We start from the raw sequence: 12378 nt of genomic DNA, 5'->3' as shown, positions 1-12378 counted from the left end.
GGTTTCCGGTATGCGCAATATTGTGATTTTGATCTCTGGTGGTGGCTCCAATATGGCCGCCATCGTACGGGCTGCCCAACAGGAACAATGGGAGAGAAAGTGGCATGCCCGCGTGGCGCTGGTGTTGAGCAACAAGGCTGATGCCGGTGGTTTGCAATGGGCACATGAACACGGCATAGCCACTCAGGTACTGGATCACAAGGCCTACCCCAGCCGCGAAGCGTTCGATGCCGCCTTGGCCGATGCGGTGGCAGCTTACGACCAGCCCAATTGGCCCGCTTTGGTGGTGCTGGCTGGCTTTATGCGCATCCTTACGCCCGGCTTTGTGCAGCGCTTTGAAGGGCGTTTGCTCAATATTCATCCCTCTTTGCTACCCGCATTTGCGGGCTTGCACACCCACCAGCGTGCCATCGACGCGGGCTGCCGTTTTGCCGGGGCCACGGTGCACGGCGTGACGGCGGAGCTAGACCATGGTCCCATATGGGAGCAGGCCGTCGTGCCCGTGCTACCCCATGACACCGCGCAGACCTTGGCGGCGCGGGTGCTCACACAAGAGCACATCATCTACCCCCGGGCAGTGCGTCGCTGGCTAGAGCAAGCCTGACCCGTGCTGGCTTTCGCCTCACTGGCGAATCTCTATCGGCGTGACACTGATTTGTTCGATGGTGCTGATGGAGTGCTCGATCAGTACGGCTTGGGTGACGTTGTCGTCTTCGTCCTCTGGGTTGTGCCATTGGGCAAACTGCAGTGTGGATATGCCCGGGCCCAGTAACTGGTAAGCGCTGCCTGCATCGGCTTGGCTACTGATGACCGCGTCCTGCGCGCTCACACCATGTGCGTCAGCCGCGTTTTCATCGTCTGTATCGGACGTTGTCCAGCCTGCGGGCGCACCATTGGTGAGTGCGTAAATGCGCTCCTGCATCTGAGCGGGTTGGATGTCGCTGCTGCGCTGCACGGCGCTGGCATCGCGCACGGGGCTAATGGCCATGGTTTGCCTTCTTTCTGCAAGACGGAACTGTCCTTGCCCGCTATATCGGCCATGTGGCTGCAAACTGTAGGGTGATGGGCGGTGCTGCGTGTGACGGCATGGGACAATTGGGCCTATGCATCCGAAAGCTTTACTGGACGCCTGCGCCGAACTGGTGCGGCTCGTCGTCAAACTCGACCACCCCGCTGACGCAGTGGTTTCCCGTTATTTCCGTGAACACCGCCAGCTAGGGCCGCGTGAGCGCGCCACCTTGGCCGAAACCGCCTACGCAGTGCTGCGCAAAAAAGCCTTGTTCGACCACATGGCAGCCTCAGGCTCGGGTCCCAAGGAGCGCCGTTTGGCCATTTTGGGTTTCCACGGCCCGCGCGACTTTCTCAAATCCGCCCTGAGCGAGCCCGAGAAACAATGGCTAGACCGCTGTGACGCAGTCCAGCCAAGCGACTTGCTGGCTCCCCACCGCCACAACCTGCCCCAATGGCTGGCCGATGCCCTGCAAGCCCAGGTGGGCACCCAGTTCGACGCTTTGGCCAACAGCCTGAATCAGAGTGCTGATCTGGATATCCGCGTCAACGCCCTGCAAGCCAAGCGCGAAGCGGTGCAAAAAGAGCTCAAGGCAGCGGGTATCGCTGCCCAGCCGACGCCGTATTCGCCATGGGGGTTGCGTTTGCAAGGCAAGCCCGTGCTGACCAAGTTGGATGCATTCACCCGGGGCGCTATCGAGGTGCAGGACGAAGGCTCGCAGCTCTTGGCCATGTTGGTTGATGCCAAGCGGGGCGAGATGGTGGTGGATTTCTGTGCAGGGGCAGGTGGCAAGACGCTGGCTTTGGGGGCTGCCATGCGCAGTACCGGGCGTTTGTATGCCTTCGATACTTCGGCCCACCGTTTGGATGCGCTCAAACCGCGCTTGGCGCGCAGTGGTTTGTCCAACGTGCATCCTGCCGCCATTGCCCATGAGCGCGATGACCGTGTCAAACGACTGGCGGGCAAAATGGACCGCGTCTTGGTCGATGCACCGTGCACGGGCTTGGGCACCTTGCGCCGCAACCCGGACTTGAAATGGCGCCAATCCCTGCAGGGCGTGCAAGAAATGGCGGTCAAGCAGGCGGCTATTTTGGAGAGCGCATCCCGCATGGTGAAATCGGGCGGGCGCTTGGTGTACGCCACCTGCAGTGTGCTGCCGGAGGAAAACGAGATGATCGCCCAAACCTTTGGCGCTGCGCATCCGGACTTTGTACCGCTGTCGGCCGGGGCCTTGCTGGTTGAGTTGAAGGTGGAGCAAGCGGCCAGTCTGTGCAGTGGTGGTGACGATGGGCAGCTCTACCTGCGGCTATGGCCCCACGTGCACCAAACCGATGGTTTTTTTGCCGCCGTGTGGCAGCGCCGCTAAGGCGCAAAAGCTGGTTTGTCGCTGTTCCCCTTGTTTGCGCTAGCGCAGAAACCCCTCTGGGGCAGGGTTTGTCGTGTGGCGTTGGAGCAGTGTGCGACCTAGAATGCCCACTCCATCCGCAATGCGGATTTTTGAGAAAGTTGTTGAATGAACGCGTTGGTTGACTTCCTGATCCACGGTTTGTGGGATCTGAGCGCTTGGCAAATGGTGCTCTTTACGTTGGTGATGACGCACATCACCATGATCGGCGTGACGGTGTATTTGCACCGCCATCAGGCCCACCGTGCGCTCGATTTGCACCCTCTGCCAGCGCATTTTTTCCGTTTTTGGCTGTGGATGACTACTGGAATGGTGACCAAAGAGTGGACTGCCATCCACCGCAAGCACCACGCCAAATGCGAGCAGGCTGAAGACCCCCATAGCCCCTATGTCTATGGCATCAAAACGGTGCTCACCCGCGGTGCTGAGCTGTACCGAGCAGAAGCCCAAAATGCTGACACCATGCGCCGCTATGGCCATGGCACCCCCGATGACTGGATCGAACGCAACGTCTACTCCCGCGTGAGCTGGGGCGGCGTGGCCTTGATGCTGATTCTGGATGTGCTGCTGTTTGGCGTGGCTGGTTTGGCAGTGTGGGCTGTGCAGATGATGTGGACGCCTATCACCGCTGCCGGCATCATCAATGGCATTGGTCACTACTGGGGCTACCGCAACTTTGAAGCCGCCGATGGCAGCACCAATGTCTCGCCATGGGGCATCATCATTGCGGGCGAAGAGTTGCACAACAACCACCACACCTATCCCACCAGCGCCAAGCTGTCGGTCAAGCCCTACGAGTTCGATATTGGCTGGATGTACATCAGCATCTTGCAATTCTTCAGTTTGGCCAAGGTTAAAAAGACCCCGCCCCGTGCTGCTTTTGGCGAAGTGCGCCCCGTGGCCGACGAAAAAACACTGGAAGCCCTGATTGCCCACCGCTATGAAATCATGGCGGCCTATGCCAAGGGCCTGCGCCAAGCCGCGCGCTTGGAGCTGGGGCACCTGCGCTTGGTCAACAGCGATGTCGCGGTGCTGAAGGCCGCCAAGCGGTGGTTGCACCGTGACCCAGAAAAAGTGCCCAGCTCTGCAGAAGCATCGCTGCAGCAAGCGCGTGCGGCATCTCCTGTGCTGGACAAGATGGTGACCATGCGCGAAGAGCTGCGCCAACTGTGGCTTAACACCAGTTTGTCGCGCGAACAATTGGCCAAAGATTTGCAGGCTTGGTGCCATCGTGCAGAAGAAAGCGGCATCGCCACCTTGCGCGAGTTCTCGCTGCGCTTGCGTGCTGCCCGCTTGAGCTAAGCAGTCAGGGAGGGGCTCCTCCCTGTGTTTCGTTTGCCGACTTTGTATCGGCGCAATAAAAAGCCCGCTTCATTTGAGGCGGGCTTTTTGCTGTGTAGCAGCAGGAAAACTGAATTACGGTACCTTGTGTGTAGTTGAGGTCGTAAAAATGACGGAATGAAGTATGGCTTGCTTGTATTTCACTCTTGATTTTTATCTTCAAGCATGAAGAATCTTCATTGCTGTCAATAAGTTAGTCAATAAGATCAAAAATACACTTGCTTACTAGCAAGTGAAGACAACTGGAAAAATGGAAGCGCCACTGCGGCGCAACGATAGAACACTGCCCCTCAAAACACATCAATTTAGGAAGCCTTATGTCTATCAGACTCTTGGGATTCAATAACTGTGATGACGTTTTTCTGGCTTGGAAGCCGCAGGCAGAGATTCCAAACTGCCTGGGCTTCGCTATCGAGCGCAAGCGCAATGGAAAGGCCGAAGTCCTGCAGAACCGCGTTGGCTTCAGCGATGGTCCCGTACCGCCTTCTGCGCCGTCCACACAATTCCCGTTTCAACGTCTGACCTGGACAGACCACGGTGCGGACACCGGTGACACCGTCTCCTACCGCGTCATTGCACGGGTTGGTACCCCTGACAACCTGACGGATGGGCCAACCAGCGAATGGACTGCGCCCATCAAGCTTAGTGCGCAGTGTGGCGATGATGTTTTTGCCTACTTCAATCGGGGAGTGGTTCTCTCCCAATTCATTGGCCGCATGATGAAAGAAAACGGCTGGAATGCCGCAGACATCAAAACCCACATCAAAAACATCGAAGACAAGGTGCGGATATTCTTGGCAGGCGAGTTGCGTAAGGGCCTTTTGCTGCTGCTAGATCAGGCTATCAAAGATGCCTCACTGACCCTGCACGCAGCGCTGTTTGAGCTCAACGATCCGGAGCTGCTAGGCAAGCTGGTGCAGGTGGGCAAGCGACTCAACATCGTTCTGGCCAATGGGGCAATCAAAACCAAAGGTGACGATGAGAATGCCGACGCGCGCGCCACACTGCAAAGAGCGGGTGCCAATGTCATTGACCGCATGTCGGCCCCCACTTTTCTCGGGCACAACAAGTTCCTGGTAATTTCAAGGAAGGACGTGCCCCAATCGGTCTGGACAGGAAGCGCCAATTGGCAACCGACTGGCCTGTGCACGCAAGCCAACAACGGCATCCTGATTCATAACGCTTCGCTGGCGCAGACTTACCGAGAAGCATGGGAGCGGCTGCGCGCCGCAGGCGATGCCAAAACAGCCGAACTTCGTGCCGGCAATGCAGTTAGCCCGCCCAAGGTTCATGCGCTCAAGAACAACGCCTACGCCTACGCGCAGTTCACGTCGGTACCGACCAGGAAAACACAATCCGTGGATATCGCTGGCTTGCTGGATCTGATTTCAGGGGCAAAAGAAAGCCTGCTGTTTGCGATGTTTATGCCTGGCGCGGACATCTTCAACGCCGCACTCGCTAGGGGCGATGAAATCTTCGTGCGTGGGGTTGCCAATACCTTTCCCAAGGCAGCGCTTGATACCGTCGATGTCGGTCTGGTCAACAATGGTCAAAAAGCACCGAACTTCAACCTCAAAGTGGTGGAGCCTCAAGGTATTGCCGAAGGGTTTAGCGCGTGGGTCGATGAAGTGACGCGCAGCGAGTTCAATGCCATTGGACATGCCATCATCCACTCCAAGGTGCTGGTTATTGATGCCTTTGGCCCCAATCCCACCATCGTGACGGGCTCACACAACTTTTCTAAGACAGCCAGCCAATCCAACGACGAAAACTTTGTCGTGATCAGCGGCAATGCCGCCTTGGCTCAGGCTTATGCCGTCAACGTGCTGGGCTTGTACGATCACTACCGCTGGCGCAAGCACAATTTGGACAACGCCAAACAAGGTCGCAAGACGTGGAGTCACCTGTCGAGTGACCCTCACTGGCTCAAGCAATACAAGTCCGACGAGGACCGCAAGGCATTGCTGCAGGCGCTGGGGCTATAAAGCGCAAGCATGGCAAACACAACCAACGCAAACAACTTCGCGTAGACCTATTTCACACTCAGGCCATCCCTTGCATTTGTTGCATTCGCAATGCCAATTGCACCCTATCTCGGTGCATTGGCCCTATCGGGCGGGGCAGCAGCCCAATGGCGTAGCCAATAAAAAAGCCCGCTTCGTGAGAAGCGGGCTTTTTGCTGTGTCGCAGCAGGAAAACTGAATTACTTCAGCTTGGTTTCCTTGTAGTCCACATGCTTGCGAGCAACGGGATCAAATTTCTTGATCAACATTTTTTCGGGCATGGTTTTCTTGTTTTTGCTGGTCGTGTAGAAGTGACCAGTACCAGCTGTGGATTCCAGCTTGATTTTTTCGCGTCCGCCTTTGGTTGCCATGGTGCTTTACTCCTTAAGCTTGGCCACGTGCGCGCAGGTCGGCGAGCACAGAGTCGATGCCGTTCTTGTCGATCAGACGCAGGGCGGCGCTAGAAACGCGCAGACGAACCCAGCGGTTTTCCGATTCAACCCAGAAACGACGGTATTGCAGGTTAGGCAAGAAACGACGCTTGGTCTTGTTGTTGGCGTGAGAAACGTTGTTTCCCACCATAGGCTTTTTGCCTGTTACTTCACATACGCGTGCCATGATGGACACTCCGATAAAACAGTGATCACTGGCCCGGCAGCTTGGCGCGCCAAGGCGCACTAACCGTCGATCGCAATCACTTCACCTCGCCATGAAATGGGTGGCGGTAACCCAAAGCCCGCTATTCTAACCCATTACTCTTGTTCTAGGAAGCGCTGGGCATCCAAGGCCGCCATGCACCCCGTGCCAGCGCTGGTAATGGCTTGGCGGTACACGTGGTCTTGCACGTCGCCAGCGGCAAAAACGCCAGGCACGCTGGTTTGGGTGGCAAAGCCTTTGCGGCCACCTTGGGTCACGATGTAGCCATCTTCCAGCTCCAATTGGCCTTGGAACAGTTCAGTATTGGGGCTGTGGCCGATAGCGATGAAGCACCCTTTGAGTTCCACGTCTTCGGTGTGGCTGTCTTCGGTGTGGCGGATGCGGATGCCTGTCACGCCGCTGGTATCGCCCAGCACTTCGTCCAGTGTGAAGTGGGTTTTGAGTTCGATCACGCCAGCAGCTACTTTTTCCATCAGTTTGTCCACCAAGATGGGTTCGGCCTTGAACTTGTCGCGGCGGTGCACCAAGTACACCTTGCGGGCGATGTTGGAGAGGTAGAGCGCCTCTTCCACCGCCGTGTTGCCGCCACCAATGACGCAGCACACCTCGCCGCGGTAGAAGAAGCCGTCGCAGGTGGCGCAAGCCGATACGCCGCGGCCCATGAAGTCCGACTCTGAGGGCAGGCCCAAATACTTGGCCGAGGCGCCGGTGGCTACGATGAGGGCGTCACAAGTGTATTGGCCGCTGTCGCCTTGCAGGGTAAAGGGGCGTTTGCTCAAGTCCACCTTGTTGATGTGGTCAAACACCAACTGGGCCTTGAAGCGCTCGGCGTGCTCTTGGAAGCGCTGCATCAACTCGGGGCCTTGCACGCCGTTGACGTCAGCAGGCCAGTTGTCCACCTCGGTGGTGGTCATGAGTTGACCGCCTTGGGCAATGCCGGTAATGAGCATGGGCTGCAGATTGGCTCGTGCGGCGTAAATGGCGGCGGTGTAGCCCGCAGGGCCGGAACCAAGGATCAGGACTTTGGCGTGTTGGGGGGCGGTGTTCTGGGTCATGCAATGCGTCTTTCTTTTCTGGGCAGGTCTGCCGTGTACAGTTCGTTATTCGGTGTATCCGCTGGGTATCCATTGTAGAAAGCAAGCCAAAGACCTGCTCATGACCTATTCATTGCACACATTGCAGACATCCTCCCCCGAGCCGCAGCCCCCTGCTGCGGGCGTGCGCTATGGCGGCGAACTGGCGCTGCTGCTGGGTTTTGTGGGCTTGGTGTTTTGGCTTTTGGCCTTGCTGAGTTTCGACTTGCGTGACCCGGCATGGACCACCTCCGGGGGGCACAAGGTGCTGAGCAACTACGCGGGTCGCGTGGGTGCTGCGGTGGCTGATATCAGTTACTTTGTGGGCGGTTTCTCGGTTTGGTGGCTGGTTTTGGGCGCTGGACGCGCTTGGTTGTCGCTTTTGGCCAGCCGCTGGCGTGGTGCCGAAGAGACAGTGACCACATGGCCGCGCTTGCGCTGGAGCTTGGCCATGCTGGGTTTGCTATGCGCCAGCAGCACGCTGGAATGGGCGCACCTATACCGCTGGGATGCCGCGCTGCCCAATGGCAGTGGCGGCGTGCTGGGCCAATGGCTGGGTGGCTTGCTGACCAACTGGGTGGGTTTTGCCGGATCGGCCTTGGTGTCCATCGTGCTGGGCGTGTGGTGCATGGCGGCTGTGCTGGGGTTTGCATGGGGCCGTTTGGCCGAACGGCTGGGCGCTTGGGTGGATGGATTGTTGGCGTCGCGCCAAGAGCGGCGCGAGCTGGAGCAAGACCGCGAACTGGGCATGCAGGCCATGCGTGAACGCGAAGAGGTGTACATGCAAGAGCATGGCGGCGCGGCCCCGGTGGAGCCTGTGCTGGACGATGTGCCCTTTGAGCTGGAGCCCGTGCAAGCCCATGCAGCCCCTAAAGTGGTTCCAGAACCTGCACCCGTACCAGTGCGCACCCCGCCCAAGGTGGTGATTGAGCCCGTGCTGCGCGAGGTGGTGCAAAGCCCACGGGTGCAGAAGGAGAAACAAAAGCCCTTGTTCTCGGATATGCCTGACAGCAAGTTGCCCCAAGTGAGCTTGTTGGACGGCGCCAGTGCGCGCCAAGAAGTGGTGTCGGTGGACACGCTGGAAATGACCAGCCGCCTCATTGAGAAAAAGCTCAAAGACTTTGGCGTGGAAGTGCGTGTGGTCACCGCCCAGCCGGGGCCTGTCATCACGCGCTATGAGATTGAGCCTGCTACGGGTGTGAAGGGCTCGCAAATCGTCAACTTGGCCAAAGACTTGGCGCGCAGCCTGAGTCTGGTGTCCATTCGTGTGGTGGAGACGATTCCCGGCAAAAACTTCATGGCGCTGGAACTGCCCAATGCCAAGCGCCAGTCCATCCGCTTGTCGGAAATCTTGGGCTCGCAGGTCTACCACGAGGCCAAAAGCATGCTCTCGATGGGGCTGGGCAAAGACATCGTAGGCAACCCGGTGGTGGCCGATTTGGCCAAGATGCCCCACGTGCTGGTGGCTGGTACCACCGGTTCAGGCAAGTCGGTCGGTATCAACGCCATGATCCTCTCCTTGCTCTACAAGGCGGAAGCGCGCGATGTGCGCCTCATGATGATCGACCCCAAGATGCTGGAAATGTCGGTCTACGAAGGCATTCCGCACCTGCTATGTCCGGTGGTGACCGACATGAAGCAAGCCGCCAATGGCCTGACTTGGTGTGTGGCCGAGATGGAAAAGCGCTACAAGCTCATGAGCAAAATGGGCGTACGCAACCTGGCCAGCTACAACGCCAAACTCGACGATGCCACCGCCCGTGGCGAGCTGGTGCCCAACCCCTTTAGCCTGACGCCTGAGAGCCCCGAACCGCTCAACCGCCTGCCGCACATCGTGGTGGTGATCGACGAATTGGCCGATTTGATGATGGTGGTGGGTAAGAAGATCGAAGAGCTGATTGCCCGCTTGGCGCAAAAGGCGCGTGCTGCCGGTATCCACCTCATTTTGGCAACCCAGCGCCCCAGTGTGGACGTGATTACCGGCCTCATCAAGGCCAACATCCCCACCCGCATCGCTTTCCAGGTGAGCAGCAAGATCGACAGCCGCACCATCCTCGACCAAATGGGGGCCGAGGCCTTGCTGGGCATGGGCGACATGCTCTACATGCCCAGCGGCACGGGGCTGCCCATTCGCGTGCACGGCGCTTTTGTGAGCGACGACGAGGTGCACCGCGTGGTCAGCTACCTCAAGAGCTTGGGCGAGCCTGACTACATAGAGGGCATTTTGGAAGGTGGTACGGTCGATGGCGAAGGCGGCCCCGATGGAGAAGGCGCTGCGGGCGGCGAGCAAGACCCGCTGTACGACCAAGCGGTGGAAGTGGTGCTGAAAAACCGCAAAGCCAGCATCTCGCTGGTGCAGCGTCACCTCAAAATTGGCTACAACCGCGCGGCCCGTTTGGTGGAAGACATGGAAAAAGCCGGATTGGTCAGCGCCATGAGTGGCAGTGGCCAGCGCGAGATACTGGTACCCAATCGAACCGAGTAAATGGAGAACCCACGGTGAAGCGTTTGATTCAATGGTCTGCTATGGTTTTGATAGCTGCTTCAGCTTATCCAGCAAGCTCTGCAGGTCTTAATGCCATGGAAAACTTTATGCGTACTGTCAAATCGGGCAAGGCCGATTTTGTGCAGGTGGTGACCGCGCCGCCCAAAGACGGGCAGGCCGCACGCAGCAAAACTTCGCGCGGCAGTTTTTCTTTTGTGCGGCCCCAGCGTTTTCGGTTTGACTACCGCCAACCGTTTGAGCAAACCATCGTGGCCGATGGCCAGACCATTTGGCTGTACGACGTGGACTTGAACCAAGTCACGGCACGCAAGCAAAGCCAAGCGCTGTCGAGCACGCCCGCTGCCTTGGTGGCTGCTGCTGTGGACGTGAAAGACCTGCAAAGCGATTTCGTGCTGCAAGAGCAGCCCGATAAAGACGGCTTGAGCTGGCTGCAAGCCACTCCCAAGGCCAAAGACGGGCAGATTCAGCAGTTGCGTGTGGGCTTTAAAGGCGATCTGCTGGCGGTGCTGGAGATCGCTGATAGCTTTGGCCAGCGGTCGGTGCTGACGTTTCAGAACTTCGAGGCCAATGCCGCTGTGCCCGCTAGCACCTTTCAGTTCAAGCCCCCAGCGGGGGCGGATGTGGTGCGCCAGTAGCGCATCAGGAAGATACCTCCATCGAGCGTGTCTATGAGCGACCTGTTCAGCCAAGAACCCCAAGCCCCGCTGGCCGAGGCACTGCGCCCGCGCAGTTTGGACGAGGTGATTGGCCAAAGCCATTTGCTCGGCGAGGGCAAACCGCTGCGGCTGGCGTTCCAGTCGGGCACGCCGCACTCCATGATTTTCTGGGGGCCGCCCGGTGTGGGCAAGACCACTTTAGCGCGCCTGACGGCCACGGCGTTTGACTGTGCATTCATTGCCTTGTCGGCTGTCTTTTCGGGGGTGAAGGACATTCGCGCCGCCATGGAACAGGCCGAGCAATACCTGTCGCAGGGGCGGCGCACCATTTTGTTTGTGGATGAGATCCACCGCTTCAACAAGTCGCAGCAAGACGCCCTCTTGCCCTATGCAGAGAGCGGGCTGGTCACCTTTATCGGAGCGACAACCGAGAATCCCTCGTTCGAGGTCAACTCGGCCTTGCTGTCGAGGGCGCAGGTGTACGTGCTCAAGTCACTGACCGATGAGGAGTTGGCCCAGCTGCTGGCGCGTGCCCAAGCCAAGGCGCTGGGGGATTTGCAGTTTGACGAGCTGGCCGTGAGCACCATCATTGGCTACGCCGATGGCGATGCGCGGCGTTTCCTCAACCTGCTGGAGCAATGCAAAACCGCGGCGGGCGCTGCTGGGGTGCAGCGCATCGATGCCGACTTCATCCAAAACGCGCTCTCGCTCAACGCCCGCCGCTTTGACAAAGGCGGTGACAACTTCTACGACCAAATCTCGGCGCTGCACAAGTCGGTGCGCGGCTCGCACCCCGATGCCGCGCTGTACTGGCTCACCCGCATGCTCGATGGTGGGGCTGATCCGCGTTACTTGGCACGCCGCATCGTGCGCATGGCGTGGGAAGACATTGGTTTGGCCGACCCCCGCGCCATGCAAATTGCCAACGATGCAGCGCTGACCTACGAGCGGCTGGGTAGCCCCGAAGGCGAGTTGGCCTTGGGCCAAGCTGTCATTTACTTGGCCATGGCGGCCAAGAGCAATGCGGGTTACAACGCCTACAACGCCGCACGTGCTTTTGTGAAGCAGGACAAGAGCCGCGAAGTGCCGGTGCACCTGCGCAATGCACCCACCAAGCTCATGAAAGAACTGGGCTACGGTCACGAATACCGTTACGCCCACGACGAACCCAATGCCTATGCGGCGGGCGAAACCTACCTGCCCGATGGCATGGCTGAGCCGCATTGGTACCAGCCCGTGCCACGCGGCTTGGAGATCAAGATTGCCGACAAGCTGGCGCAGCTACGGCAGTGGGATGAAGACGCCAAGCGCTGAATCTTTGTCTAAAAAACCCAGTTTGGTGCGCAATTTATAAGGTTCGCCCCAATTTGGTTTGCGGTATACGGCGCTCTTCAAAAGCCTTTTTGTTTTTTGTAAATTGGCTCGTGGCTGGCGTGTTTTTAGGCGGCAATTCCCTGTTTTTTAGAGGAAAAAGGGGGTGTTTATGCTGTATGCGTATTTCGTAATGCATACGCCTTTTAATCAGTGATGCTTATGTTGCATCAATAGATGTGATGATGGCAAATTTTTAGGGAAAACCACTGCGGGCTGGCACGATTCTTCTAAGAGGTGGCTGACTACAATGCCGTGCCGTTAACCGCCCGAGCGCCTGTGTGCATGGGCGGTTATTCGTTAGGAAGCGTCACATTCACAACGTGTGGCGATCAATCTACCAGCCTTTAGTCGTGG

The 12378-nt window shown here is 58.2% G+C and carries 11 protein-coding genes; 7 read left to right on the top strand and 4 right to left on the bottom strand.

Annotated features, from left to right (window positions below; genetic code table 11):
* Nucleotides 1–10 precede the first annotated feature (10 nt).
* The gene (purN, locus tag KIK84_RS14725; RefSeq protein WP_214123844.1) at nt 11–604 is read left to right on the top strand and encodes a phosphoribosylglycinamide formyltransferase; all 594 of its coding nucleotides are present in this window, start codon (nt 11–13) and stop codon (nt 602–604) included.
* An 18-nt stretch (nt 605–622) separates the two neighbouring features.
* Here the strand turns inward: purN and KIK84_RS14720 are convergent, their stop codons facing one another.
* Nucleotides 623–988: a hypothetical protein gene (locus tag KIK84_RS14720; protein WP_214123843.1), complete on the bottom strand. Its 366-nt coding sequence runs from the start codon at nt 986–988 to the stop codon at nt 623–625.
* Between the two features lie 115 nt (nt 989–1103).
* Here KIK84_RS14720 and KIK84_RS14715 point away from each other — a divergent pair, with 115 nt between their 5' ends.
* The 3 genes from KIK84_RS14715 to KIK84_RS14705 all read left to right on the top strand — a co-directional run bounded on the left by KIK84_RS14715 (nt 1104) and on the right by KIK84_RS14705 (nt 5740).
* The gene (locus KIK84_RS14715) at nt 1104–2375 is read left to right on the top strand and encodes an RsmB/NOP family class I SAM-dependent RNA methyltransferase (protein ID WP_214123842.1); all 1272 of its coding nucleotides are present in this window, start codon (nt 1104–1106) and stop codon (nt 2373–2375) included.
* 147 nt (nt 2376–2522) lie between these two features.
* Entirely contained in the window at nt 2523–3716 is a 1194-nt protein-coding gene (locus KIK84_RS14710; RefSeq protein ID WP_214123841.1) for a DesA family fatty acid desaturase, read from the top strand.
* 356 nt (nt 3717–4072) lie between these two features.
* Nucleotides 4073–5740, top strand: coding sequence for a phospholipase D-like domain-containing protein (locus KIK84_RS14705; protein ID WP_214123840.1), 1668 nt, complete (start codon nt 4073–4075; stop codon nt 5738–5740).
* Nucleotides 5741–5958: 218 nt separating this feature from the next.
* On the opposite strand, the gene rpmG is transcribed toward KIK84_RS14705, so the two are convergent.
* The 3 genes from rpmG to trxB all read right to left on the bottom strand — a co-directional run bounded on the left by rpmG (nt 5959) and on the right by trxB (nt 7470).
* The gene (gene rpmG / locus KIK84_RS14700) at nt 5959–6129 is read right to left on the bottom strand and encodes a 50S ribosomal protein L33 (protein WP_214123839.1); all 171 of its coding nucleotides are present in this window, start codon (nt 6127–6129) and stop codon (nt 5959–5961) included.
* 13 nt (nt 6130–6142) lie between these two features.
* Nucleotides 6143–6376, bottom strand: a complete 234-nt coding sequence (rpmB, locus tag KIK84_RS14695; protein ID WP_012207163.1) for a 50S ribosomal protein L28 — start codon at nt 6374–6376, stop codon at nt 6143–6145.
* A 134-nt stretch (nt 6377–6510) separates the two neighbouring features.
* On the bottom strand, nt 6511–7470 hold the full coding sequence (trxB, locus tag KIK84_RS14690) for a thioredoxin-disulfide reductase (protein WP_214123838.1): 960 nt from the start codon (nt 7468–7470) through the stop codon (nt 6511–6513).
* Nucleotides 7471–7570: 100 nt separating this feature from the next.
* Between trxB and KIK84_RS16845 the strand changes: the two genes are divergently transcribed.
* The 3 genes from KIK84_RS16845 to KIK84_RS14675 are packed head-to-tail and all read left to right on the top strand — an operon-like array spanning nt 7571 to nt 11964.
* The gene (locus KIK84_RS16845; RefSeq protein WP_214123837.1) at nt 7571–9973 is read left to right on the top strand and encodes a DNA translocase FtsK; all 2403 of its coding nucleotides are present in this window, start codon (nt 7571–7573) and stop codon (nt 9971–9973) included.
* A 41-nt stretch (nt 9974–10014) separates the two neighbouring features.
* Complete coding sequence (gene lolA, locus KIK84_RS14680) at nt 10015–10629, top strand: outer membrane lipoprotein periplasmic chaperone LolA (protein WP_214123899.1); 615 nt, start codon at nt 10015–10017, stop codon at nt 10627–10629.
* A gap of 33 nt (nt 10630–10662) precedes the next feature.
* A complete protein-coding gene (locus KIK84_RS14675) occupies nt 10663–11964 on the top strand; it encodes a replication-associated recombination protein A (RefSeq protein ID WP_214123836.1) in 1302 nt (433 codons plus the stop codon).
* The last annotated feature ends 414 nt before the right edge of the window (nt 11965–12378 follow it).

This window comes from Curvibacter sp. CHRR-16, assembly GCF_018474005.1.
In the GTDB taxonomy this organism is placed as follows: Bacteria; Pseudomonadota; Gammaproteobacteria; order Burkholderiales; family Burkholderiaceae_C; genus Allorhodoferax.
Note: the sequence above shows the minus strand (reverse complement) of the source record. Positions and strands in the feature narration are given on the sequence as shown.